Origin of the sequence: Streptomyces sp. Qhu_M48, from assembly GCF_051305195.1 — a bacterium.
GTDB lineage: Bacteria > Actinomycetota > Actinomycetes > Streptomycetales > Streptomycetaceae > Streptomyces.
The window spans coordinates 4,669,919-4,695,617 of record NZ_CP195432.1; the positions used below are offsets into that span (position 1 = coordinate 4,669,919).

General features: G+C 74.6%; 12 protein-coding genes. 3 read left to right on the forward strand and 9 right to left on the reverse strand.

The features are described from left to right. Positions 1-17: 17 nt before the first annotated feature. On the reverse strand, positions 18-848 hold the full coding sequence (locus ACRRSS_RS21230) for an N-formylglutamate amidohydrolase (RefSeq protein WP_435972698.1): 831 nt from the start codon (positions 846-848) through the stop codon (positions 18-20). 96 nt (positions 849-944) lie between these two features. Between ACRRSS_RS21230 and ACRRSS_RS21235 the strand changes: the two genes are divergently transcribed. Further along, positions 945-1,091 carry a hypothetical protein gene (locus tag ACRRSS_RS21235; RefSeq protein WP_435972699.1) on the forward strand — a complete coding sequence of 49 codons (147 nt, stop codon included), beginning with the start codon at positions 945-947 and terminating at the stop codon, positions 1,089-1,091. 72 nt (positions 1,092-1,163) lie between these two features. Here ACRRSS_RS21235 and ACRRSS_RS21240 read toward each other — a convergent pair whose 3' ends face one another. The 6 genes from ACRRSS_RS21240 to ACRRSS_RS21265 are packed head-to-tail and all read right to left on the reverse strand — an operon-like array spanning position 1,164 to position 6,936. After that, entirely contained in the window at positions 1,164-1,976 is an 813-nt protein-coding gene (locus tag ACRRSS_RS21240; RefSeq protein WP_435972700.1) for a 4'-phosphopantetheinyl transferase family protein, read from the reverse strand. Next, positions 1,967-2,203, reverse strand: coding sequence for a hypothetical protein (locus tag ACRRSS_RS21245; RefSeq protein WP_435972701.1), 237 nt, complete (start codon positions 2,201-2,203; stop codon positions 1,967-1,969). Before ACRRSS_RS21245 ends, ACRRSS_RS21240 begins: the two co-directional genes overlap by 10 nt. Before the next feature lie 44 nt (positions 2,204-2,247). Further along, the gene (locus ACRRSS_RS21250) at positions 2,248-3,771 is read right to left on the reverse strand and encodes an amidohydrolase (protein ID WP_435972702.1); all 1,524 of its coding nucleotides are present in this window, start codon (positions 3,769-3,771) and stop codon (positions 2,248-2,250) included. Between the two features lie 26 nt (positions 3,772-3,797). Then, positions 3,798-4,709 carry an ABC transporter ATP-binding protein gene (locus tag ACRRSS_RS21255; protein WP_435972703.1) on the reverse strand — a complete coding sequence of 304 codons (912 nt, stop codon included), beginning with the start codon at positions 4,707-4,709 and terminating at the stop codon, positions 3,798-3,800. After that, the gene (locus ACRRSS_RS21260) at positions 4,706-5,842 is read right to left on the reverse strand and encodes a FecCD family ABC transporter permease (protein ID WP_435972704.1); all 1,137 of its coding nucleotides are present in this window, start codon (positions 5,840-5,842) and stop codon (positions 4,706-4,708) included. Before ACRRSS_RS21260 ends, ACRRSS_RS21255 begins: the two co-directional genes overlap by 4 nt. Then, the gene (locus ACRRSS_RS21265; RefSeq protein WP_435975389.1) at positions 5,839-6,936 is read right to left on the reverse strand and encodes a FecCD family ABC transporter permease; all 1,098 of its coding nucleotides are present in this window, start codon (positions 6,934-6,936) and stop codon (positions 5,839-5,841) included. Before ACRRSS_RS21265 ends, ACRRSS_RS21260 begins: the two co-directional genes overlap by 4 nt. Positions 6,937-7,175: 239 nt before the next feature. On the opposite strand from ACRRSS_RS21265, the gene ACRRSS_RS21270 reads away from it, so the two are divergent. Further along, positions 7,176-8,873, forward strand: coding sequence for an ABC transporter ATP-binding protein (locus ACRRSS_RS21270; RefSeq protein WP_435972705.1), 1,698 nt, complete (start codon positions 7,176-7,178; stop codon positions 8,871-8,873). A gap of 71 nt (positions 8,874-8,944) precedes the next feature. Further along, positions 8,945-10,774, forward strand: coding sequence for an ABC transporter ATP-binding protein (locus ACRRSS_RS21275; protein ID WP_435972706.1), 1,830 nt, complete (start codon positions 8,945-8,947; stop codon positions 10,772-10,774). A 249-nt stretch (positions 10,775-11,023) separates the two neighbouring features. Here ACRRSS_RS21275 and ACRRSS_RS21280 read toward each other — a convergent pair whose 3' ends face one another. Together ACRRSS_RS21280 and ACRRSS_RS21285 are read right to left on the reverse strand one after the other, a co-directional pair. Continuing rightward, positions 11,024-11,233: an MbtH family protein gene (locus ACRRSS_RS21280; protein ID WP_435972707.1), complete on the reverse strand. Its 210-nt coding sequence runs from the start codon at positions 11,231-11,233 to the stop codon at positions 11,024-11,026. Next, positions 11,230-25,644, reverse strand: coding sequence for an amino acid adenylation domain-containing protein (locus ACRRSS_RS21285; RefSeq protein ID WP_435972708.1), 14,415 nt, complete (start codon positions 25,642-25,644; stop codon positions 11,230-11,232). Before ACRRSS_RS21285 ends, ACRRSS_RS21280 begins: the two co-directional genes overlap by 4 nt. Positions 25,645-25,699: the final 55 nt, after the last annotated feature.

The following is a 25,699-nucleotide window of genomic DNA, read 5'->3' on the forward strand; positions in this document are numbered from 1 at the left end:
TGCCGGAAGGAAGGGTGTCAGGCGGACGCCCACGCGACGAGAGCCGCGAGCGCGTCCGCCAGCCTCGCCAGACCGGGGCCCGCGGGGCCGCCCGGCTCGTCCAAGTAGAGGTCGCGCCGGATCTCGACCATCAGCGCGCTGACCTCCGGGGTCTTCCCGTAGTGGCGCAGCGGCACGTACGTGCCCGCGAACGGGCTGTCCAGCTCCGTGCCGCCGAAGCCGGCGAAGGCCTCGCGCGCCGCGTCGAGCAGCGGCGCGGGGGTGTGGAACGGGTCCGTGCCGAGGCAGATCGGCGGGCGGGACCCGTCACCGTGGAGTTCGTACGGCAACGCCTTCGTCGGGTACGAGTGGACGTCGATGATCACCGCGCGCCCGACCGCCGCGAGGCGCTCTGCGACGGCGTCCGTCACGGCCCGCGCGTAGGGCCGGAAGTAGCGGTCGATCAGCGGCTCTCCGTCGAAACCGTCCGGGCGCAGCTCCTCGCGGTGGGTGGTCCGGGTGTAGACCGCGCCCATCCCCACCGCGAGCATCTCCTCGCGCTCGTCGGGGAATCGCTCCGGGTCGACCACCAGACGCGAGAGCCCGTTGACGAACCGCCAGGGCGTGAGGGGGGCCGCCGCGGCCGCCCCGGCGGCCATCTCCGCCGTGTGGGCGTCGGTGATGTGGTCCAACTCCCGTGCGAGGGCGCCTTCGTCGAGCGTGATCCCGGCGCGCGCGTCCGGGGACACGACGCGGGAGGAGTGGGGGACGTGGAGGATCACCGGGGAGTCGGGCGCGCCCGGGTGGAGCCGGTAGGCGGGGGCGGAGGAGGACAGGGAGGAAGGAGGGTTGGGAGAGCCGTCGTTCATCTGGTTCCTCGCTGTGCGTCGCGTTCCGGTGAGGTGACCTGGACATGGTCGTGGCGGCCCAGGGTAGAGGGACGGTACACGTCCCGAGGAGGACCCATGTCCGGACTGATAGCCCGTATCAAGCAGTTCACCCGCAGCCCGCAGGGCCGGCGGACGATCGCGTCGGCCCGGCGGGCCGCCGCCGACCCGCGCAAGCGCGACCAGGCCCGCAGGCTGCTCGGTCGGCTGCGGGGACGCCGGTAACGGCTGCGGGAAGTCCGGTGCCGGTGGGGACCACGCGAGCGCCGGGGACGGCCACGGGCAGGCGGCGTCGGCTCAGGCAGGGCCCGCCGTCGCACCCGTCGTCCCCGTCACCTCTGTCGTCCCCGGCGTCTCTGGCGTCTCCGTCACCTCTGTCGTACCCGGCGCCCCCGGCGTCTCCCTCGTCCCCGGCGCCCGGATCGCGCAGGCCGCCGCGTACCCCGGGAACGCCGGGACGTCGGTCAGGGACCAGCCGGGGACCACGCCCGGCACCGGACCCGCGCCCACGTACGTACGGGACGGGTCCTCGCCCAGGCCGATGCCGACGCCCTTGAGGTACGCCTCCTTCCGGGCCCAGCAGCGGCCGAACGCCGTCGGCCGGTCATGCGCCGGCAGGGCCGCCAGCTCCGCCCGCTCGTGCGGGTGGAGCGCGGCGGCCACCTCCCCGGCGGCCTCGGGCGAGGGCTCCGTCTCGACGTCGACGCCGATCGGGGTGTCCGCGAAGCCCAGGAGGACGGCGTCACCGGAGTGCGAGAGGGAGAAGTGGAGCGGAGTCCCCTCCACCGCGGGGCGGCCGTGCCCGTCGCCGCACCCCGGACACGGTTCGCGGACGAGGCGGACGGCGGCGGGATCCCGGTCCAGGTACGCGCCGAGCAACTCCCTCAGCGCCACGTGCGCGGCCCGGTACCGCTCACGGTCGACGGGGCGCACGAAGCTCCGGCACCGGCTCGACTCCTCGGGGTCGAGGACCCGTTGCCGTGCGGCGGCACGTTCCGTGTAGGCGCCGACCCGAACGATCCACAGGCGGGGGCCCGAGCCGCGCCGCCAGACAGCGGGCAGCGGGTCCGTGGTGCCCAGCTCCGCCGGCGCGGAGGCCGCTATCCGCACGCTCGCCCCGGGTACTCGTCGCCCTCCGGCACGCCGGCCTCGCGCATCCGCCGCAGGACCTCGTCCAGGGACGCGTCGTCGACGTGCACCGGGAGGTTGAGCTCCCGGTCGAAGACCATGGTGTCCGCGTCCGGGTGCCAGATCACCCACCGGGGCGGCGAGGCGGGGGCGTCCCACAGGGGCGCGAAGCGTTCCAGGTGCCGCCCGGCGTACTCCGCCCCGCTCACCGGTTCTCCTTCTCCGTGCGCCCGTCGACGTACGTGGCCACGACCTAGATGTCCCCGATGCGTGAGGTGTCGACGCGCCGGGGGTCGTCGCCGAGTACCACGAGGTCGGCGCGGTTGCCGGGCGCGAGGCTCCCCGCGCTGTCGTCCCAGTGGCAGGCGTACGCGCCGGCGGCGGTGTAGGCGTGCAGGGCCTCGTCGACGGTGATGCCCTCGTCCGGTCCGATCAGTCGGCCGGAGGTGGAGGCGCGCTCGACCATGAACTGGATGGCGCGGAGCGGCGAGCCGTCCGTGACCGGCCGGTCGGAGCTGCCGACGAGGGTGACGCCGTGGTCGAGGAATCCCCGGCCCCGGTACATCCAGGGCGCCCGCACCTCCCCCATGACGTTCGCGTAGTCGTCGCCGAAGGAGCGGAGGAAGTGGGGCTGGACGACGGCGCTGACGCCGAGCCGGGCGAAGCGCGGCAGCTGGTCCGGGCGGATCAGGCCGGCGTGTTCCACCCGGTGCCGGGCGTCCGGGCGGGGCCTGCGTTCCTGGGCCCGCTCCAGGGCGTCGAGGGCGAGGTCGGCGGCGCGGTCCCCGATGGCGTGGACGGCGAGCTGCCATCCGGCGAGGTGGCCGTCGACGATGAGCTCCGCGATCCGCTCGGGGTCGTCCTGGAACTGTCCGGTGGTGGACATGCCCTCGTACGGGGCGGTGAGGGCCGCCGTACGGGCCATCATGCCGCCGTCGGTGTAGATCTTGAGGGCGCCGAGGGAGAGCCAGTCGTCGCCGAAGCCGGTGCGCAGGCCGAGGTCGAGGGCGCGCGGGATGCCGTCGTCGCGGTGCGCGGCGAGCGGGCGCAGGGTGTCGCCGGCGGCCATGAGCTGGACGCGGAGGGGCAGTCGGCCCTGGTCCCTGAGGAGTTGGTAGGCGCCGAGTTCGACGGGGCTGTGTCCGAGGAGGCCGCCGCCGATGCCCGCTTCGGCGGCGGCGGTGATCCCCTCGGTGAGGCAGACGCGGCCGGCGCGTTCGATGGCGTCGGCGAGTTCCTCCTGGGAGTACGGGAGCCGGAGCCGCCGTACGGCGGTCATGGCGCTCTCCGCGAGGAAGCCGTCCTCGTGCGGCACCTCGGCCGGAAGGAGGTCGAGGACGGCGCTGTTGACGACGCAGGCGTGGCCGGAGTCGTGCATGAGGAAGATCTTGCGGCCCTGGCCGACCCGGTCGAGTTCGGTGGCGGTGAGGTGGCGTCCCAGGGCCCGCTGGTCGTAGCCGGCGATGTCCACCCAGGCGCCGGGCGCCTTGTGGGAGACGGCTTCGGCGACGACGGCGAGCACGTCCTCGACGCGCTCGCAGGGGGCGATGCTCGGGGTGGTCGCCTTCAGTCCCGCCCACGCGAGGTGGACGTGGCTGTCGATGAAGCCGGGCAGCACCGTGGCGCCCTGGAGGTCGACGACCTCGCGGGCGGGCAGCGAGGTCACGGCCGCGTCCAGACCCACGATCCGGCCCCGCCAGATGCCGAGGTCGTGGGCGACCGGGTGGTCCGGGTCCATGGTGAGGACGCGCGCGTTCGTCAGCCTCGTACAGAGCATGGGCGGTCCGTTCCCGGTCGCGGTCGTCAGGAGGTCTTGGCCATCACGGTGTCCGCCGGGGCCGGCCCGTTCCCGGTCGCCGTCCCGTCGATACGGGCGTCGGCCGGGCCCGGCCCCTCGGCCCGGGCGTACCCCCGGGGTGCGGCGGGCACCATGAGCGGCGTGCCGGTCTCGGGGTCGGGGATGATCCGGCAGGGCAGGCCGAACACGTCCTCGACCAGTTCGGCGGTCATGACCGTCGACGGGTCGCCCTGGGCCGCGATGATGCCGCCCGGGCGCATCACGATGAGGTGGGTGGCGTACCGGCAGGCCTGGTTGAGGTCGTGCAGGACCGCCACGATCGTGTGGCCCCGGCGGGCGTGGAGTTCGGCGCACAGGTCGAGGACCTCGACCTGGTGGGCGATGTCGAGGAAGGTGGTCGGCTCGTCGAGGAGCAGGATCGAGGTCTGCTGGGCCAGGACCATCGAGAGCCAGACGCGCTGGCGCTGACCGCCGGAGAGGTCGTCGACGGGCCGGTCGGCGAGTTCGAGCACGCCGGTCTGGCGCATGGCCTCGACCACGGCCGCCTCGTCGTCGGCGGACCACTGCTTCAGGAGCCCCTGGTGGGGGTAGCGGCCCCGGGCCACCAGGTCGCCCACGGTGATGCCGCCGGGCGCGGTGGAGGACTGCGGGAGCAGGCCGAGCCGGCGGGCGACCTCGCGGGAACGGTACGAGGCGATGGCGGCGCCGTCGAGGTAGACCTGTCCGGCGCGCGGCTTGAGCATCCGGGCGAGGGCGGTGAGCAGGGTGGACTTGCCGCAGGCGTTCGGCCCGATGATCACCGTGAAGGAGCGGTCGGGGATCTCGACGTCGAGGTCGGTCGCCACCGTCCGCTGGTCGTAGGAGAGGGTCAGGTTCTCGGCGCGCAGGCGGGAGGCCGGAGGGTTGGTTGCAGTCATGCGCGGCTCTTTCGCGACTCGGTGACCAGTAGCCAGATGAGGTAGAGGCCGCCGACGCAGCCGGTCGCCGTGCCGACCGGGAGGAGCGCGGGGGCGAAGATACGTTGCACGGCGAGGTCGCTCAGCGCGAGCATGACGGCGCCCATGAGGGCGGAGGGCAGCAGCGCGGGACCGGAGGAGCCGGTGATTCTGCGGGCCACCTGGGGCGCGGCCAGGGCGACGAACCAGATGGGTCCGGTCACGGCGGTGGCGAACGCGGCCAGGGCGACGCTGATCACGAGCAGCGCGGTGCGGGTGCGCGACACGTTGACGCCGAGGGCCATGGCGGTGGTGTCGCCCATCTCGACCATGGAGAGGCGGCGGGAGAGGACGAGGGCGAGGGGCAGCAGCACGGCGACGGCGATGCCGATGGCCTGGGCGTGCGTCCAGAGCCGGTTGCCGAGGCTGCCGATCAGCCAGGACTGCGCCTCCAGGGCTTCCTGGAAGGTGGCGCGGGTGATCAGGTACGAGTTGACGGCGAGGAGCAGGGCGCTGACGCCGATGCCGACGACGACGAGGCGGAAGCCCTGGATGCCCCGGCCGATCATGAGGAGGTGGACGGCGAGGGCCGTGGCGAGGCCGCCGACCAGCGCGCCGAGCGCGATCTGCGTCATGCTGCCGTGCAGCATGACGATGACGACGAGCGCGCCGACGGCGGAGCCGTTGGTGAAGCCGATGATGTCGGGGCTGCCCAGGGGGTTGCCGGTGATGCTCTGCAGGATGGCCCCGCTCACGGCGAGGGCCGCGCCGACGCACAGCGCGGTCAGGAGTCGTGGCATGCGCAGGGTGTTGACGACGAAGTCGGCGATCCCGCTTCCGTTTCCGGTGAGGGCCTGGACGACCTCGCCGACGGAGAGGTCGAAGTCGCCGGTGGTCAGGGTGATGCCGGCGACGACGAGGAGCGCGACGAGGAGGCCCGCGGTGGCGGCGAGGGTCCGGCCCTGGACCCGCAGGGAGACGCCTCCGCGGCGGGTACGGACGACCCGGCCGGTGATGACGCGGGGCAGGGCGGTCGCGGGCCCGGACGCCTCTCCGGGCACCTTGCGGGGCGCGGGTTCGGGCGCGGAGGCCTTCGCCTCCCGTACGGCAGTCACAGCATGACCAGCTTTCGGCGGCGGCACAGGGCGATGAACAGGGGGGCGCCGACGAACGCGGTGACGATGCCGACCTGGAGCTCGCCGGGGGCGCCGAGCACCCGGCCGAGGACGTCCGAGCCCAGGAGCAGGACCGGGGCGATCAGCATCGAGTAGGCGAACACCCACCGCTGGTCGGGGCCGACGACGAAGCGCGCGATGTGCGGTACGGCGAGGCCCACGAAGCCGATCGGTCCGGCGGCGGCGGTGGCGGCCCCGCACAGGAGCATCACGGCGACGGCGCCCAGGGCGCGGGTCCGGCCGACGTTGACACCGAGGGCCCGGCCCATCTGGTCGCCCATGGCCAGGGCGTTGAGCGAGGGGGCGAGGACGAGGGCGACGACGAGGCCGGTGGCGACGAACGGCAGGGCCATCAGGACGATGTCGTAGGAGCGGCCCGCGAGGGAGCCCACGGTCCAGAAGCGGAACTGGTCGAAGGCCCTCGGGTTGAGCAGCAGGATCGCCCAGTTGAAGGCGTACAGCACGGCGGTCACGGCGGCTCCGGCGACGACGAGCCGTTCGGGCGAGGCGAGTTTCCGCCCGGAGGAGCCGAGCAGGTGGACGCCGACGGACGCGGCGGCGGCGCCCACGAGGGCGAACCACACGTAGCCGAGCGGTGCGGCGACTCCGAAGAAGGCGATGGCGACGACCACCCCGGCGGAGGCGCCGAGGTTGACGCCGAGCATGCCGGGATCGGCGAGCGGGTTGCGCGTGAGGGCCTGCATCAGGGCGCCGGCCAGACCGAGCGCCATGCCGACGAGGATGCCGAGGAGGGTCCGGGGGACGCGGTAGTCGTGGATGATGACCGACGTCTCCGACCCGTCGGGGTTCCACAGGGCGTGCCAGGTGGCGTTGAAGGGGATGCCCCGGGTGCCCACCCACACGCTGAGGAGTCCGACGAGGACGAGGGCGGCGAGGCCGAGGACGAGACCGAGTCCCCGGAACGCGGCCCCGGTGCGGCCCGAGCGCGCCGCGGCGGGATCGGTGTCCTTCTCCGCGGGGTGATCCTGGGGCTGCTGTGCCGACACCACCCGGGATTCGACGGACAACGACAACTCCCCCTGGCGGCGGTTCAGATGTACGGCGAGAACCCGGCGGTGCGCAGACCGATGGATCACGACTTAGGTGAGGCTAACCGAACCGCGTCCTGAGGTCAACGCGCCGGACATGACCCGCCCGGCGCCCCGACCGGAGGCTTCTCCGCAACTCCCCACGACCCACACCGACCCGCCCCGAACTCAGAGTAGGCTTACCTAACCCATCATCGTCTCAGCTACCTCCGTGAAGGAGTCTCATGCCAACGGGCGGACCGACGGGGGGACTTGTCCTCCGCCAGGCGATCAGAGGGCAACGCCGCCGAGTGATCACGGCGTCTCTGCTCGGTATGACCCACCAGGGCTGTGAGGCCCTGGTGCCGGTGGTCATCGGAGCCACCATCGACACGGCGGTGGCCACCGGCTCCTCCGAGTCGCTGCTGCGCCTCCTCATCGTCCTCGCCGTGCTGTTCCTGGTCCTGTCGACCTGCTACCGCACCAGCGCCCGGATCACCGAGGGCAGCGGCGAACTCGCCGCGCACCGGCTCCGGCTCGACCTGGCCGCGCGGGTGCTCGACCCCCGGGGCGGCGCCGACACGAACCGCCTCCCCGGCGCGCTGACCAGCATCGCCACCAACGACGCCCGCCGCGTGGGCTCGGTGGCCACCGCCATCGCGTACGGGGTGTCGGCGGTCGCCGCCCTGGTGATCAGCGCCGTCGCCCTCCTCAGGATCTCCGTCCCGCTCGGACTCCTCGTCCTCCTCGGCATCCCGCCGCTGCTCTGGCTCGGACACCGCATCAGCCGTCCGCTCGAACAGCGCAGCGAGGCCGAGCAGGAGCGGGCCGCCCACGCCTCGGGCGTCGCCGCCGACCTCGTCTCCGGACTCCGTGCCCTCAAGGGCATGGGCGCCGAGTCGGCCGCCGTGGCCCGCTACCGCACCACGAGCCAGGACTCGCTCTCCGCGGCCCTGCGCGCCGCGCGCAGCCGGGCCGGACACGAGGGCGCCGTCCTCGCGCTGACCGGCGTCTTCATCGCCGTCATCGGTGTGGTGGGCGCCTACCTCGCCATGGACGGGAGCATCAGCGTCGGCGACCTGGTGGCCGCCGTCGGTCTCGCGCAGTTCCTCCTGGGCCCGTTCCAGCTGCTCGCCTACGTCAACGCCGAACTCGCCCAGGGCCGCGCGTCGGCCAAGCGGATCGCCGAGGTGCTCGCCTCTCCCGTCACCGTCGAGGCCGGGGACGAGGCGCCCGCCGACAGCACCGCCGGACACGTCACCCTGCGCGGGGTGACGCTCGGCACGCTCCGCGGCGTCGACCTCGAACTCCCGGCCGGCAGCCTCACCGGCATCGTCGCCCGGGACGCGGCCGCCGCCAACGACCTCCTCGTCTGCCTGGCCCGTGAGGCCGACCCCGCCGAGGGCGCGATCGAGCTCGACGGCACCCCGCTGACCTCGCTCGACCCCGACGCGCTGCGCAAGGCGGTCCTCGTCGCCCACCACGACGCGGACCTGTTCGAGAGCACGCTGCTCGACAACGTCCGGGCCGGTGCCGGCGACGACACCGCGTCGGTCGAGCGTGCCCTCAGGGCCTCGGCCGCCGACGACGTCGCCAAGCTGCTCCCGGACGGCGGGGACACCCTCCTCGCCGAGCGCGGCCGGTCCCTCTCCGGCGGTCAGCGCCAGCGCGTCGCCCTGGCCCGCGCGCTCGCCGCCGACCGGCCCGTCCTCGTGCTGCACGACCCGACCACCGCGGTGGACACCGTCACCGAGTCCCACATCGCCGCGCGGCTGCGCGAGGTCCGCCGGGACCGCACCACGATCCTGGTCACCACCAGCCCGGCGCTCCTCGCGGTGACCGACCGCGTCGTGGTCCTGGAGGACGGCGCCGTACAGGCGACCGGCCACCACACCGAACTCCTCGCGGCCGACGCGACCTACCGAGCGGCGGTGCTCGCGTGACGCTCGCCGACGAGAGGGCCGACCGCCGGGCACCGGAGGACGAAGGACGCACGAGAGAGACGGAACAGACCATGAGCGGAACCAGCCCGGACCGCGTGCTGCTGCCGACCGCCACCGGCGCCGAGTCCGTCGCGGCGCTCCGCACCATGCTGCACGGCCACCGGGCCCTCGCCGCGGTGTCGATCGCCGTCCTCGTCGCCGGAACCGCCATCGGACTGCTCACCGCTCCCCTGCTCGGACACATCGTCGACCTCGTGGTGGACAAGCGCGGCGCCGCCGCCCTCACCCTCCCCCTGGTCCTGCTCGTCGTCGTGGCCGTGGCGCGCGGCGCGGCCGCGGCCGTCGGCAGCACCCTGGTGGCCCGTCTCGGCGAGACCGTCCTCGCCGCGCTGCGCGAGCAGTTCATCGAGCGGGCGCTGCGGCTGCCGCTCGAACGCGTCGAGGCCGCCGGTTCGGGCGACCTCGTCTCCCGGGTCACCAGCGACGTGTCGATGATCGGCAAGTCGGTCCGGCAGGCCCTGCCCGAGTTCAGCCGCTCGGCCCTGACGATCCTGCTCACCTTCGTCGGACTCGCCGTGCTCGACTGGCGCTTCCTGATCGCGGCGCTCCTCGCCTCCCCGGTCCAGGTGCTCTCGGTGCGCTGGTACATGCGCCGGGCCGCGCCCGTGTACGGCGAGCACCGCATCGCCACCGGTGCGCTGCAGCACCAGCTGCTCGACAGCGTCGGCGGCGTCCGGACCGTACGGGCGTTCCGCCTGAACGGCACCCACGCCGACCTGCTGGAACAGCGGTCCGCGGCCGCCCGCGACCTGGGCCTGCGGGGCATCCACATCGTCACCGGCTTCTTCTCGCGCCTCAACCTCGCCGAGTTCATCGGTCTCGCCGCGATGCTCGCGACCGGGTTCGTCCTCGTCGACAACGGCTCCGTCAGCATCGGTACGGCCACGGCCGCCGCGCTGTACTTCCACAGCCTGTTCAACCCGATCAACGCGACCCTGTTCCTCCTGGACGACGCGCAGTCGGCGGGGGCGAGCTTCGCCCGCCTCGTCGGCGTGTCGAACCTCCCGGCGGAGCGGGCCGAGAGCGAGGCGCACACCCTCGCCGACGGCACGGTCGAGGTGTCCGGACTCAGCCACGCGTACGGCTCCGGGGCCCCGGTCCTGCACGAGGTCGACCTGCGGGTCCGCGGCGGGGAGCGGGTCGCCCTGGTGGGCGCGAGCGGCGCCGGGAAGACCACCCTGGCCAAGCTCATCGCCGGCGTGCACAGCCCGACCGCGGGCTCGATCGCCCTCGGTGGGGTCGACGTCGGGGAGCTGGGCCCGGCCGGGGTCCGCCGCGCCGTGGCGCTCATCAGCCAGGAGGTGCACGTCTTCGCCGGGACCCTCGCCGACGACCTGCGCCTCGCCCGGCCCGATGCCGACGACGAGGCACTGCACGCGGCGCTCGACCGCGTCGGCGCCCTGGAGTGGGCGAAGGCGCTGCCCGAGGGACTGGCCACGGTCGTCGGCGAGGGCGGGCACCGGCTGACGGTGACGCAGGCGCAGCACCTCGCCCTGGCCCGGCTGGTCCTGGCGGACCCGCCCATCGCGATCCTCGACGAGGCCACCGCCGACGCGGGCAGCGCCGGCGCGCGCGTCCTGGAGGAGGCGGCCGCGCGGGCGCTGGCGGGCCGCACGGGGCTGCTCGTCGCGCACCGGCTGCCGCAGGCCGCGGCCGCCGACCGGGTGGTCGTCCTCGACCAGGGCCGCGTCGTGGAGACCGGCACCCACGAGGAGCTGGTGGCGGCGGGCGGCCGGTACGCCGACCTGTGGGCCGCCTGGTCCGCCAGCCGCGAGGAGCCCGGGGAGAAGGTCCCGCACCCGGCCGCGGACCCGGACACCCAGGTCTCACCGGTCGTCTGAGACCCGCGTCGGGGCCTTCGACCACGCGTGAGGGGGCGGGCCGCCGGGGAGAACGGGAAGGTCGTACCGCCCCCTTCGTGTTCTCCCGGCGGCCCGCCCCTTCGCGCATCGCGACCGGCGGCGCCACCGCGTCCCCGGCGACGGGCGCGGCACCGGGGGTCTCCCGGCGGCCCGGCCCAGATACACCGCGGCCCGCGAGGGGAGTTCCCCTCGCGGGCCGCGGTCGGTGTCAGGGCCTGTGGCGGTGGGTCAGTCCTGGAGGGCGATCAGGCTGGCCGGTCGCAGGTCGGTCCAGTGGGCCTCCACGTAGGCCAGGCAGCTCTCGCGGGTGTCCTCGCCGAAGACGGTCCGCCACCCGGCGGGGACCTCCGCGAAGGAGGGCCACAGCGAGTGCTGGTTCTCGTCGTTGACCAGAACCAGGAAGCGGCCCTGCGGGTCCTCGAAGGGGTTGGTGCTCATGCGTTGTCACTCCTCTTGTGGGTCACGCCGAACAGCTGGGACAGGGGCTGTTCGGAGTCGTCTGTCACGGTGCGCAGCAGGGTCGTGAGTTCTTCGGCGAGCCGGCGGGCCTTGGCCGCGCCGAGTCGCTCCGTGGCGTGGATCAGACCGCAGTGGACGGGGCCCTCGCCCCGGGGCTCGTGGAAGCTGAGGGTCAGCTCCGCGCGTGTCGAGCCGGTCGGCACGGCGATCAGGTCTCCGACGCCGCCCTCCAGGCGTTCCAGGTCCGCCTGCTCGTGGTGGATCACCATCACCTGGGGGCCCTCCGGCCGCAGGCCGGCCGTGCGGACGACCTCGTCGAAGGGGACGTCCTGCCGGTCGAGGGCGCTCAGGGTGGTCTCCCGAACGCGGGTCAGGAGCTCCGCGAAGGTCGGGTCGCCGGCCGTGTCGGTGCGCAGCAGGACCGTGTTGAAGAAGCAGCCGACGAGGTCGGCGAGCTGGTCGTCGCCGCGCCCGGCGACCATCGTGCCGATGGGCAGGTCGGTGCCCGCGCCGTGGGCGGTGAGCAGGGACGCGAGGGCCGCGTGCAGCACCATGAACATGCTGGTGCCGGTGGCCCGCGCGAGCCGGTCGACGTCGGCGTGCAGCCGCTCGTCGAGGACGAACTCGACGATTCCCGCGGCCTGCCGGCCGTCCGGGGCGGCGTCGGGGGCCGGTGCCTCCGCCGGCAGGGCGAGCTCGCGCGGTGCGCCTTCGAGCGTGCGCCGCCAGTAAGCCAGCTGTCGGCCGCCCCGGCTGTCCGGGTCGGTGAGGTCGCCGAGGACCTCGCGCGCCCAGACGGCGTAGTCGGTGTAGCCGACGGGGAGCGGCTGCCAGTCGGGGGCCCGTCCTGCCGTACGCGCGCCGTACGCGGTGGTGAGGTCGCGGAAGAGCGGGACCACCGACCATTCGTCGACGGCGAGGTAGTGCAGGGTGAGCAGGACGGCCTGGGCGCCGTCGGCGCCTGTGAGCAGCCGGGCCCGCAGCGGGGCCTCCCGCTCCAGGTCCGGTGCCGAGGCGGCGAGTTCGGCGAGGCGGGCGTCGAGGTCGGCGCATTCCTCCACGGCCAGGGCGGGGGCCTCCACGGCGCGACGGGACAGGGTCCCGTCGTGGTCGGCGAAGGCGGTGCGGAGCGGTTCGTGGCGGGTGGTGACGTCGGCGAGCGCCGCGGCGAGCGCGGTGGCGTCGAGGCCGCCGGGCGAGCGCAGGACGAGCGCGTGGTCGAAGCCGGGGCTCCGCCGGTACGCCTGCCACTGCCACCGCTGCACGGGGGCCACCGGCAGATCCGCGGGGTCGGTGGCCGGGTGCTCCGCCGGGCGCAGCGCGGGGCGTGCGGCGGAGGCTCCGTCGAGCTTGCCCGCGATGCCGGCGACGGTCAGCGCGTCGAAGACGTCGCGGATGCTCAGCTCGACGCCGAACTCGGCGCGGATGCGTCCGAGGAGGCGCATGGAGGCCATGGAGTGGCCGCCGAGGGCGAAGAAGCTGTCGTGGACGCCGACGCCGTCGAGCTTGAGGATCTCGCAGAACAGCTCGGCGATCCGCGCCTGGGTCTCGGTCGCGGGCCGGGCGTCGCCGGTCATGGCCGACCAGTCGGGCGTGGGCAGGGCCTTGTGGTCCAGCTTGCCGTTCGGGGTGAGCGGCAGCGGGCCGTCGAGCGGGACGACGAGGGCGGGGACCATGTACTCGGGCAGCAGCGCGGCGACGTGGGCGCGCAGCTCCTGCGGGTCGAGGTCCTGTTCCGTCTCCTTGCCGGGCTCGGGGACGGCGTAGCCGACGAGGCGGACGATGTCGCCGTCGCGGTCGGGCAGGACGGCCGCCTGCGCGACCGAGGGGTGCCCGGCGAGGGCGGCCTCGATCTCGCCCAGCTCGATGCGGAAGCCGCGGATCTTCACCTGGGTGTCGACCCGGCCGAGGAAGTCGAGGTTGCCGTCGGCGCGCCAGCGGGCCCGGTCGCCGGTGCGGTACATGCGGCTGCCGGGAGCGCCGTACGGGTCGGCGACGAACCGCTCGGAGCTGAGGCCGGCCTGCCCGAGGTAGCCCCGGGCGAGGCCGCGCCCGGCGACGTACAGCTCGCCGACGACGCCGGGCGGTACGGGGCGCAGGTGGTCGTCGAGGACGTAGCAGCGGGTGTTGGGGTCGGGGCGGCCGATGGGGACCCGGCCGGTGGCGCGGCCGCCGTGCTCGCGGGCGGGCCACAGGGTGGAGTTGACGGTCGCCTCGGTGAGTCCGTACGCGCAGATCAGGTGCGCGGTGGTGCCGAAGCGCTCGAAGAGGTCCGGCGGCACGGTCTCGGTGCCGACGAGGACGGTCGAACCCTCGGGCAGGGTGCAGCCGGCGGGGAGGGCCGACACCAGGGAAGGCGGCAGGATCATGTGGGTGATCCGCTGGTCGGCGAGGAAGTCGGTGAGGGCGGGGCCGGCGACCCGGGCCTCGTCGGTGATGAGGACGAGCCGTCCGCCGTGGCAGAGCGCCATGGCGAGTTCGAAGGCGAAGACGTCGAAGCCGATGGACGCGAACTGCAGGACGCGGCTGTCGTGTGCGAGGCCCATGCGGTCGACGGCGGTGGCGACGAGGCTGGCGATGCCCTCGTGCGGGACGACGACGCCCTTGGGGCGGCCGGTCGAGCCGGAGGTGTAGATGACGTACGCGACCTGGTCGAGGCCGACGGGGCCGCCGCCGGTGGGCGGGGTCCCGGGCAGGGCCTCCAGCGCGGCGGCGGTGTCGGGGGCGTCGAGGAGGAGCACCGGGACGCCGGGGACGCCGGGGATCTTCCCCGCGACCGGCTCCGTGCCGACGACGACGGCGGCGCCCGAGTTCTCGATCATGTAGGTGAGACGGTCGCCGGGGTGGACGAGGTCGAGCGGCAGGAACGCGGCGCCCAGCTTCAGGGCGGCGACGACCGTGGCGATCATGTCCACCGAGCGCGGCACGGCCACGCCGACGACGCTCTCGGCGCCGACGCCTCGGTCGGCGAGCAGCCGGGCGAGGCGGTTGGCGCGGGCGTCGAGCTGCGCGTACGTCACCGAGCGGGAGCGTTCGACGACGGCGACCGCGTCGGGGCGCTCGGCCACCCACCGGGCGAAGAGTGCCGGGAAGGTCTCCTCGTCGACCTCACGGGGCAGCCCGTTGAAGCCTTCGAGGACGAGACGGTGCTCCTCGTCGGTGAGGATGTCCGCCTCGGAGAGCGGCCGGTCGGGGGCCTCGACGAGGGTCCCGACGAGCCTGCGGAGGCGGTCTCCGACGCGCTCGGCGGTCTCCCGGTCGAAGAGTTCGGTGGAGAACTCCAGGCGGCAGCCGAGGGAGTCGGTGGCGCCGTCGGCGGAGGTGTGCTCGGTGAAGCTGAACACGAGGTCGAACTTGGCGGTGCCGACCCGGTGCGGCAGGTAGCCGGCGGTCAGGCCGGGCAGGCGCGGCGCCCCGTCGGCGCGGGCGTGGTAGCCGACCATCACCTGGAACAGCGGGTTCCGGGAGAGGGAGCGGGTCGGGTTGAGCTTCTCCACGACGGACTCGAAGGGGACGTCCGCGTGGGAGAAGGCGGCGAGGTCGGTCTCGCGGACCCGGCCGAGGAGTTCGGTGAAGCTGGGGTCGCCGCCGAGGTCGGTGCGGAGCACCAGGGTGTTGACGAAGAAGCCGACCAGTTCGTCCAGGGCCTCGTCGCCCCGGCCCGCGATGGGCGCGCCGAGCGGGATGTCGGTGCCGGCGCCGAGCCGGTGGAGCAGGGCGGCGACGGCCGCGTGGGCGACCATGAACATGCTGGCGCCGGTGGAGCGGGCGACGCGGCGCAGCCCCTCGTGGACGGCGGGGTCGAAGGTGATGTCGAGTGCGGCGCCGGTGAACGCCGGGCGGGCGGGCCGGGGCCGGTCGGTGGGGAGTTCCAGTTCCTCGGGGGCGCCGGCCAGGGCCGTGGACCAGTGCTCCAGCTGCCGGGCGGCGAAGCTCTCGGGGTCGGCCGGGTCGCCCAGGAGCCTGCGCTGCCAGAGGGCGTAGTCGGCGTACTGGACGGGCAGCGGCTCCCAGTCGGGTGCGGCGCCGTCGAGGCGGGCGGTGTAGGCGGTGGTCAGGTCCCGCAGGAAGGGGCGGTCGGACCACTCGTCGGTGGTGATGTGGTGGAGGAGCAGGACGACGACGTGCTCGTCGGGGGCCACTTCGAGGACCGTGGCGCGGATCGGGAGTTCGGCGGCGAGGTCGAACGGCCGCTGGACGGCCGCGTCCACCAGGCCGGGGAGCTCGTCCTCGGTCGCGTCGATGTGCTCCACGACCGGGGTGGCCGAGCCGGCGGGCAGGATCCGCTGGTACGCCTGGCCGTCCCGCTCGGCGAAGAGCGTGCGCAGGGCCTCGTGGCGGTCGGTGACGTCGGCGAGGGCGGCGCTCCACGCCTCCCGGTCGAAGGTGCCGTGCAGCCGCATGACCAGCGGGAAGTTGTACGCGGCGGAGGTGCATTCGATCTGCTGGATGACCCAGAGGCGCTGCTGGGCGTGTGAGAGCGGCAGTTCGTCGGGGCGTTCGGCCGCGACGAGCGCCGGGCGGGCGGCGCCGCGCGAGGCCGCCGCGCGCTCCACGAGTTCGGCGACGGTGGGTGCCTCGAACAGGTCGCGGATCGCCAGTTCGGCGTCGAGGGCGGTGCGGGCGCGGCTGACGAGCCGGGTGGCGAGGAGGGAGTGGCCGCCGAGCTCGAAGAAGTCGCTGTCGATGCCGACGCTGCCCGCGGCGAGGCCGAGGGCCTCCGCGAAGAGCCCGCACAGGGTCTCCTCCTGCGGGGTGCGGGGGGCGCGGCTCGTGCCCGTGCCGGTGAGGTCGGGGGCGGGCAGGGCCTTGACGTCGAGCTTGCCGTTGACGGTCAGCGGGAGGGTGGTGACGGCGACGAGGGCGGACGGGACCATGTAGTCGGGCAGTCCGGCCTTGAGGTGCTCGCGCAGGCGCTGGACGAGGTCGTCGTCCGGTGCTCCGGCGGGGGTGGCGTCCTCCGGGACGACGTAGCCGACCAGGCGCTTGGTGCCGGCGGTCTCGTGGACGACGACGGCGGCGTGGGCGACCTCGGGGTGTCCGGACAGGGCCGTGGAGATCTCGCCGAGTTCGATGCGGTAGCCGCGGATCTTGACCTGGTCGTCGGTGCGGCCGAGGAAGTCGAGCAGGCCGTCGGGGCGCTGCCGTACGAGGTCGCCCGTGCGGTACATGCGCTCGCCGGGTTCGCCGAACGGGTCGGCGACGAACCGCTCGGCGGTCAGCCCGGCCCGGTCGTGGTAGCCGCGGGCCAGGCCGGTGCCCGCGATGTAGAGCTCGCCGGGGCTGCCGGGCGGGACGGGGCGCAGCATCGCGTCGAGGACGTGGGCGCGGGTGTTGCGGATGGGCCGGCCGACGGTGGACGTGGCGCTCTCGGTGGTGGAGCCGCCGAGCGTGTTGATCGTGTACTCGGTGGGGCCGTAGAGGTTGTACCCGTAGGTGCCGTCGGTGTGGCGCAGCTGGCTCCAGACCGTGTCGGAGACGGCCTCGCCGCCGAGCAGGACGAGCGCCGGGCGGTGCTTGCCGGCGGTCTCGTCCCGGTCGAGGAGGCCCTCCTCGATGAGGAGCTGGGCGTAGGTGGGCGTCACGTTGACCACGTCGACGCGGTGCTCGTCGCAGTAGGCGACGAGGGCTTCGGCGTCGCGGCGGAGTTCCTCGTCGCAGACGTGGACCTCGTGGCCCTCGACGAGCCAGAGCAGCTCCTCCCACGACATGTCGAAGGCGAAGGAGACGGTGTGCGCGATGCGCAGACGCCGCCCGCCGGCCGAGGCGATGGCCGGGTCGAAGATCTCCTTCTGGTGGTTGAGCTGCATGTTCGTCAGTCCCCGGTAGGGGGTGACGACGCCCTTGGGGCGGCCGGTGGAGCCGGAGGTGTAGATGACGTACGCCGGGTGCTCCAGGCGGTCCGGCACCCCGTGGGCGAACGCGGGCCGCTCGGCGTCGGTGAGGGCGTCGCCGGACAGCGCGGCGAGTTCGGCGGTCACGGCCTCGTCGTCGAGGAGGACCTCGCGGGCGACGGGGCCGTCCTCGCGCCTCAGCGTGGGGGCGACGGCGGTGGTGGAGAGCAGGCAGAGGGGTCCGGTGTCCTCGGCCATGAGCCGCAGCCGGTCGGCCGGGTGGTCGAGGTCGAGCGGCAGGTAGGCGGCGCCGGTCCGCAGGACGGCGAAGAGCGCGGCGACCATCTCGATGGACCGGGGCAGCGCGAGCGCCACGACCTTCTCGGGTCCGGCGCCCCGGGCGAGCAGCAGCCGGGCGAGCCGGTTGACCTGGGCGTCGAGTTCGGCGTACGTGAGGGCGCGTTCGCCGAAGACGAGGGCGACCGCGTCGGGGGTACGGGCGACCTGGGCGGTGAGCATGTCGGCGACGGTCTCGTCCGGCACCGGCTCGCGGGTGGCGTCCCGGCCGGTGGTGAGGGCGGCCCGCTCGTCGGGGAGCAGCAGGTCCACGCCGACGGTCCGGGCGGTGTCGGCGGCGGGTCCGGCGAGGGCCTCGCCGAGGCGGTCGAGGACGGTGGTGAAGCGGGCGAGGATCGTGGTGGCGGCCTCGGCGTCGAAGAGGTCGGGCCGGGCGGCCAGGGTGACCCGCAGCCGGGCTCCGGGCGTGACGATCAGGGTGAGCGGGAAGTGGGTGCCGTCGACGTTCGACACGTCGGTGATGCCGTGGCGTTCGCGGAGCGCGGCCGCCCGGTCCTCTCCGTCGGCGGAGCGCAGCACGAAGAGGGTGTCGAAGAGGCGGCGGTGGCCTGACTCCTGCTGGAGGGTGCCGAGGCCGACGTACTCGTACGGCATGACGGCGGCGCGCTCGGACTGCATGCGGCGCAGCAGGGCGAGCAGGGGCTCGTCGGGGGTGAAGGCGACGCGGGCGGGGATCGTGTTCAGGAACATGCCGATGATGCCGGCGACGTTCGGGACGTCCGCCGGGCGTCCGGCGACCGCGGTGCCGAAGGCGACGTCGCCCCGGCCGGTCATGGCCGAGAGGACCAGGGCCCAGGCGGCGTTGAGGACGGTGTTGAGGGTGAGTCCGTGGCGGCGGGCGGCGGCCCGCAGCCGGTCGCCGGCCTCCTGGCCGATGTGGGCGTCGAAGTCGACGGGTATGACGGGGCCGGTGTCGCGCCCGGTCGGGGCGAGCAGGGTCGGCTCGTCGAAGCCGGAGAGGGCGCCGCGCCAGGCGTCGAGGGCGACGGAGGTGTCCTGCGCCGCCAGCCAGGCGAGGTGGTCGCGGTACGAGCCGGGCAGGGCGAGACCGGTGGCGTCGCCGGCCCGCTCGTACAGGGTGAAGAGCTCTTCCAGGAACAGCCAGGCGGACCAGCCGTCCCAGAGGATCAGGTGGTGGGTGACGACGAGCCGGTCGCGGCCGTCGCCGAGGCGGATGAGGAGGAGGCGGCAGAGCGGCGCGGCGGCGAGGTCGAAGCGCTGCCTGCGGTCGGCGGCGAGGAGTTCCTCGGTGCGGGTCCGCTGCTCCTCGGCGGGCAGGGCGGAGAGGTCGTGCTCGACCAGCGGGATCTCGGCGCCGTCCACGATGAACTGGACGGGGCCGGGCAGGCCGTCGCTGGTGAAGCCGGCGCGCAGTCCGGTGTTGCGTGCGAGGAGGGTGCGGCCCGCGGCGCGCAGCCGGTCGGCGTCGAGGCGGTGGTCGAGGTCCAGGGTCTCCTGGGACTGGTAGACGTCGAGGGCGTCGCCCGCGTCGTAGGTGGCGTGGAAGTACATGCCCTCCTGGAGCGGGGAGAGCGGCCAGATGTCGGCGACGGGGAGTCCGGCGGCGGCGTGGACGCGCGCGGTCTCCTCCTCTGTCAGCTCCGGTCCGCCCAGGGGGGCGGGGGCCGGTGGCTCCGGGGCCGGGGGCGGCGTCGGCGCGGCGGCGGTGAGCTGGGCGAGCAGGGCCCGCAGCGCGGGGTCGACGGCCGCGCCGGACCGCTGCTGGAGCGCCAGGACGGCCTGGAGGGCGGCGGCGGCCTGCCCGGCGTCGGTGGCGGAGACGGTCACGCCGTCGGAGTGCACGGGTACCTCGGGTGTCTCGGGCGATTCGGGTGCCGGGGGTGTTGCGGTGTCCCCGTGGGTGGCCGCGGCGGCGGCGAGGGCGGCCGGGGTGCGGTGTTCGAAGACGTCGCGGGGGCTGAGCGTCAGGCCCTTCTCGCGCGCCCGGGTGGCGACGGTGATGGAGCTGAGGCTGTCGCCGCCGAGTACGAAGAAGTCGTCGTCGACGCCGGTCCCCGGGACGCCGAGGACCGCCCCGAAGATCTCGCAGAGGGCGCGTTCACGGTCGTCGCGGGGGGCTCGGCCGCCCGTCCTGGGCGCGATCTCGGGTGCGGGCAGGGCGTTCTGGTCGAGCTTGCCGCTGGGGGTCAGGGGCAGTTCGGCGAGGACGACGACGGTGCTCGGGACCATCGCGGCGGGCAGCGCCCCGGTGAGCGCGGCGTGCAGCTCCTCGGGTCCGGGGGTGGCGCCGGGGGCCGGGACGGCGTAGCCGACGAGGGCCCTGTCACGGACGACGACGGCCGCGCGGGCGACGCCGGGCAGTCCGGCGAGGGCGGTCTCGATCTCGCCCGGTTCGACGCGGTTGCCGCGGATCTTGACCTGCCGGTCGGTGCGGCCGAGGTACTCGACGGCTCCGTCGGCGCGGCGGCGCACCAGGTCCCCGGTGCGGTACATCCGCTCCCCCGGCGTCCCGAACGGGTCGGCGACGAAGCGGTCGGAGGTCAGGCCGGGGCGGTCGTGGTAGGCGCGGGCCAGCTGGACTCCGGCGAGGTACAGCTCGCCGGGCACGCCGTCCGGTACCGGGCGCAGGAACGGGTCCAGGACGTGCAGTCGGGTGTTCCACACGGGCCGGCCGATCGGCACGGCCGGCTCGGTGCCGCCCTCGTACGGGAAGAAGGTGACGTCGACGGCCGCCTCGGTGGGACCGTACAGGTTGTGCAGCGGGACGGGCGCGCGGCCCGCGCGGGAGGTCAGCTCCCACCAGCGCCGGGCGTCGGCGCCGGTGAGCGCCTCGCCGCTGCAGAACACCCGGCGCAGGCTCGCCGGCCAGTCGGGGGCGTCCGGGGTGGCTTCCATGACCTGGACGAACGCGGCCAGCATCGACGGCACGAAGTGCGTCGTGGTGATGGACCGGTCGGCGATGAGGCGGGCCAGGTACTCGGGGTCGCGGTGGCCGTCCGGGCGGGCGAGGACGACGGCCGCGCCCTCGGTGAGCGCCCAGAAGAACTCCCACACCGACACGTCGAAGCTGGACGGCGTCTTCTGGAGGACGCGGTCGTCGGCGGTGAGCCCGTACGCGCTCTGCATCCAGGCGAGCCGGTTGACGATGGCCCGGTGGGTGACCGCGACGCCCTTGGGGCGGCCGGTGGAGCCCGAGGTGTAGATGAGGTAGGCGGGGTGGTCGGGGCCGGCGGCCCGTACGGGGGCGTCGGCGGGGGGCTCCGCCGGCTCCCCCGCGCCGATGACGAGCTGTTCGAGGCCGGACGCGGCGGGGATCCGCGCGGCGGCCTCGGCGGTCGTCACGACGAGACGCGCGCCCGAGTCGGCGAGCATGAACGCCACCCGGTCGGCGGGGTAGTCGAGGTCGAGGGGCAGGTAGGCGGCGCCCGACCGGTGGACGCCGAGCAGGGCGACCATCAGCTCGGCCGAGCGCGGGACCGCCACGGCCACGTACTGCTCGGGACCGGCCCCGCGGGCCCGGAGCCGCTCGGCCAGGGCCTCGGCCCGCCGGTCGAGTTCGGCGTAGCTGAGGGTGGTGTCCTCGAAGACGACGGCGGGGGCGTCGGGGGTACGGGCCACCCATCCGGCGAAGAGCGAGGCGAGGGTCGCCTCGGGGACCGGACGCCCGGTGGCGTTGAGCTCCGCGAGGTGCTCGCGCTCGCGGGCGGAGAGCAGGTCGGTCCGGGCGACGAGGCGGCCGGGCTCGGAGACCACGGTCCGCAGCAGGGCCGTGAACCGGTTGGCGAGGACGGCCACCGCCACCTGGTCGAGCCGGGCCGCGTCGTGCTTGAAGCGGAGCAGCAGACCGCCGTCGGCGGGCTCGACGACGAGCGCGAGCGGGTAGTGGACGGCGTCGATGACCTCGGCGCCGGTGATGAGGGGCGCGTCGGCGCCCTCCCCGGAGGGCTGGTCACCGGTCGGGTGGTTCTCGAACACCACGAGGGTGTCGAAGAGTTCGCCGCCGCCGGCGATCCGCTGGATGTCGGCGAGACCGAGGTGCTGGTGGTCGAGGAGGGCGGAGTGCTCGTCCTGGACCCGGTGGAGCAGCTCGGTGAGCGTCTCGTCGGGGCGGAGGGTCACCCGGGCCGGGACGGTGTTGATGAAGAGGCCCACGGCGGCGTCGAGTCCCGCGACCTCGGTGGTCCGCCCGGACACGGTGGTGCCGAAGACGACGTCCCGGCCGCCGGTCAGGCCGCCGAGCAGCAGCCCCCACACTCCGTTGAGGACGCTGCTCAGGGTCAGGCCCTGGGTCCTGGCGTACGTGGACAGCGCGTCGGTGAGGTCGCGCGGGAGGCGGGTGTCGACGTGCTCGGGACGGGCGGGCGCGCCGGCGTCGCCCGGGGTGGTGAGCGCGGGGAGCCGGGTCGGGCCCTCCACTCCGGCGAGCGCCCGGCGCCACGCCTCGCGTGCGGCGTCCCGGTCGCGGCCGGCAAGCCAGGAGAGGTACGCCTCCGGGGCCACGGGCTCGGGCAGTTCGGCGCCCCGGTAGGCGGCGGTCAGCTCCCTCAGGAGGACGCCGACCGACCAGCCGTCGGCGACGATGTGGTGCAGGGTGAGGAGCAGCCGGTGGCGCTGTCCGTCCCTGACGAGGGTCGCGCGCAGGAGCGGCGGCCGGTCGAGGTCGAACCGCTCGGCGCGGTCGGCGCGGAGGATGTCGTCCAGGCCGGTCACGGCGGTGTCGGCCTCCCGCCACGGGAGGGTGACCCGGTCGGCGAGCCGCTGGACGACCTCGCCGCCGGGGAGCTGGCGGAAGGAGGCGCGCAGCAGCGGGTGCCGGTCGAGGAGGAGCTGGAGCGCGGAGCGGACGCGGTCCGGTTCGACGGGCCCGGCCAGGTCGAGGAGTTCCTGGACGAAGTAGAGGTCGGCGGCCTGCCGGTCGAACTCGGCGTGGAAGAGGAAACCTTCCTGGAGCGGGGAGACGGGAAGCGCGTCCGGGTCGAGCGGCACGTCCCGGAGCGCGGGGGCGGCGACGGTCTCTCCGGCGGTCCGGGCGAGGGCCGCCACGGTCCGGCTCCGGAACACGTCGCGCGGGGTGAGGGCGAGACCGGCCTCGCGGGCCCGGTTCACGAGCTGGATGGCGACGATGCTGTCGCCGCCGAGCTCGAAGAAGCTGTCGTGGACGCCCACGGCCGGCAGGCCGAGGACCTCGGCGAACAGGGCGGCGAGGGTGGTCTCCGCCGGGGTGCTCGGGGTGTCGGTGCCGGTCAGGGAGGTCCAGCGGGGTTCGGGCAGCGCCTTGGCGTCGAGCTTGCCGTTGGGGGTGAGCGGGAGCGGGCCGTCGAGGACGACGACGGCGGACGGCACCATGTAGTCGGGCAGGGCGTCCGTCACGCGCGCGCGTGCGGCCGTCACCGCCGCCCCGGTGTCAGGGCCGGCGGCGGTCCCGGTGTCGCTGGTCCCGGCGGCGGCGCTGGTCCCGCCGGCGGTCGCGGTGTCCCTGGTCGCGGTGTCCCTGGTCGCGGCCACCGCGCCCGCGGCGGTCGCCCCGGCCTCCGGGACGAGGTAGGCCACGAGGCGCTTGACGCCCCGGTGGTCCTCCCGGGCGAGGACGGCTGCCTGGGCGATGCCCTCGCAGGCCATGAAGGCGCTCTCGATCTCGCCCGGCTCCACGCGGTGGCCGCGGATCTTGATCTGGCCGTCGGCGCGGCCGAGGAACTCCAGGTTGCCGTCGGCGCCCCAGCGGACCCGGTCGCCCGTGCGGTACATGCGGGAGCCGGGCTCCCCGTACGGGTCGGCGACGAACCGCTCCGAGGTCAGGGCGTGGCGGCCCAGGTAGCCGCGGGCGAGGCCGCGCCCCGAGACGTACAGCTCGCCCTCCGTGCCGACGGGTACGGGCCGGAGCGCCGTGTCGAGGACGTACGCCCGGGTGTTGGGGTCGGGCTCGCCGATCGGGGCGGGGCCGGGACGGTCGGGGTCGGCGAGCCAGAGGGTGGAGTTGACGGTCGCCTCGGTGAGACCGTAGGCGACCACGACCCGGAGCCGTCCGCCCCAGCGGGCGATCAGCTCGCTGGGGACGGCCTCGGTGCCGACGATCAGCACGGCGCCGTCGGGGAGTTCGCACTCCTGCGGCAGCGCGGAGACGAGCGAGGGCGGCAGGATCATGTGGGTGGCGCGGTGGCGCGCGATGTACTCGGTGAGCGCGGGGCCGGCGACGCGGCGCTCGGCGGGGACGACGACGATCCGTCCGCCGACGCACAGCGACATGATCAGGTCCCAGACCGTCACGTCGAAGCCGACGGAGGCGAACTGCACGACGCGGCTCTCGGCGGTGATGCCGATCCGGTCGGTCGCGGTGGCGATCAGACTGCCGACGCCGTCGTGCGAGACGACGACGCCCTTGGGGCGGCCCGTCGAGCCCGAGGTGTAGATGACGTACGCGGCCTGGCCGAGGACGACCGGCGGAGCAGGGTCGAGGTGGGCCGGCGCGGCGAGGGCGTCGACGGTGGCCGGGTCGTCGAGCAGCAGGTGGCCCACGCCCTCGATCCCGGGAAGCTCCCCGGCGAGCGCGCGGACGGTGACGACGGTGCGGGCCCCGGCGTCGGACAGCATGTAGGCGATGCGGTCCCGCGGGTGGTCGGCGTCGAGCGGCAGGTAGGCGGCACCGGCCTTCATCACGGCGAGCAGCGCCACGACCAGTTCGGGCGAGCGGGGCAGGGCGACGCCCACCACGTCCTCGGCGCCGACGCCCCGGGAGCGGAGCAGGTGGGCGAGCCGGTCGGCGGCCTCGTCCAGCTCGGCGTACGTCAGCTCGCGGTCCTCGCAGACCAGCGCGACGGACTCGGGGGTGCGGCGGACCTGGGCCTCGAAGGCGGCGGGCCAGGACAGCTCGGGGGACTCGGTGGGCGCGACGCCGAACTCGTCAAGGAGCAGGTCGCGTTCGGCCTCGGAGGTCAGCTCGATCCGGCCGACGGGGAGGTCGGGGTCGCCGGTGAAGGTGTGGAGGAGCGTGAGGAAGCGGCGCTCGTGGTCGGCGAGGGTGGCCTCGTCGCAGGCGTCGGCGTCCGCGTCGAGGTGGACGGCGTAGCCCTGGCCGCCGGCGCACTCGGCGAAGCCGAACGCGAGGTCGCTGACCGGGCCGAGCCAGACGGGCCGCAGATCGGTCGCGTGACCGTCGAAGTCCAGGCCCTCGGAGCGGGGCAGGATGTTGACGGTGGGGCCGACCAGCTCCGGTACGCCGTCGACCAGGCCGAGTTCCCTGGCGAGGTCCTCGGCGCGGTAGCGGCCGTGGGCGACGGCGTCGCGCACGGTCTCGCGGACCTGGGCGACGAGGGCGGAGCCGGTGGTGCCGGGGCGGACGTCGAGGCGCAGCGGGACGATGTTGGACACCATGCCGGGGACGCGGGCGGAGACCTCGTCCTCGCGGGCGGCGACGGGCAGGCCGAGGACGAGGTCCTGTTCGCCGCTGACGCGGTGGAGGTAGGCGGCGACGGCGGCGAGCAGGAGCCGGGACGGCCGGACGCCGGTGGTGACGGCTGCGGCGTTCAGCCGCTCGACGGTCTCCGGGGCGAGTTCGGTGGTGCGGCGCAGCCGGCGGGTCATGGGGGCGGCGGCCCGGTCGACGAGGCGCACGGGCTCGGTCCGGCCGGCCAGCCGCTCCAGCCACCAGGCGCGGTCGGCGGCGTGCCGCTCGGAGGCGCGGTAGGCGTGGTCGGCGGCGACGAGATCGGCGAGGGACCAGGCGCGGGGTGCGGGCGCCTCCTCGGTGGAGGTGTAGTACTCGCCGGTGCGGCGGGTGATGAGGGCGACGGCCATGCCGTCCGCCACGATGTGGTGGTAGCGCTGGGACCAGAGGACCTGGTCGTCGGAGAGTCGCAGCAGAGCCTGCGCGAAGAGGGGTCCGTGGGCGAGGTCGACGGGCCGCTCGCGGTCGGCGGCCATCCACGCGGCGGCGGCCTCCTCGGGGTCGGCGGCGGCGCGCAGGTCGACGACGGCGATGTCGACGGGGGTGGTACGGGGGGTCTGCCGGGGCCCGTCGGCTCCGGGGGCGACCGTGACGTGCAGGCACTCGGCCTCTTCGACGGCCCGGCGGACGGCGGCGGTGAGGCGGTCGAGGTCGACGGCGCCGCGGAGGTCGAGCGCGAAGACGATGTTGTAGGCGGCGCTGTCCGGTTCGATCTGCTGGGCCAGCCAGATGCCGGATTGCCCGCCGGTGACGGGGAGGCCGGTGGTGGGCTTCCGGTCCGACTCGACGTCAAACATCGTACGAAGTGGCCTTTCCCTGGAGGTGCGTGGCAGACGGTGACGGCACAAGCGC

What these genes read in the sequence shown, in the direction of transcription:
- ACRRSS_RS21280 (WP_435972707.1), bottom strand. Translation starts at nt 11,233, where the DNA reads ATGAGCACCAACCCCTTCGAGGACCCGCAGGGCCGCTTCCTGGTTCTG.
- ACRRSS_RS21275 (WP_435972706.1), top strand. Translation starts at nt 8,945, where the DNA reads ATGAGCGGAACCAGCCCGGACCGCGTGCTGCTGCCGACCGCCACCGGC.
- ACRRSS_RS21250 (WP_435972702.1), bottom strand. Translation starts at nt 3,771, where the DNA reads ATGCTCTGTACGAGGCTGACGAACGCGCGCGTCCTCACCATGGACCCG.
- ACRRSS_RS21270 (WP_435972705.1), top strand. Translation starts at nt 7,176, where the DNA reads ATGCCAACGGGCGGACCGACGGGGGGACTTGTCCTCCGCCAGGCGATC.
- ACRRSS_RS21235 (WP_435972699.1), top strand. Translation starts at nt 945, where the DNA reads ATGTCCGGACTGATAGCCCGTATCAAGCAGTTCACCCGCAGCCCGCAG.
- ACRRSS_RS21230 (WP_435972698.1), bottom strand. Translation starts at nt 848, where the DNA reads ATGAACGACGGCTCTCCCAACCCTCCTTCCTCCCTGTCCTCCTCCGCC.
- ACRRSS_RS21285 (WP_435972708.1), bottom strand. Translation starts at nt 25,644, where the DNA reads ATGTTTGACGTCGAGTCGGACCGGAAGCCCACCACCGGCCTCCCCGTC.
- ACRRSS_RS21255 (WP_435972703.1), bottom strand. Translation starts at nt 4,709, where the DNA reads ATGACTGCAACCAACCCTCCGGCCTCCCGCCTGCGCGCCGAGAACCTG.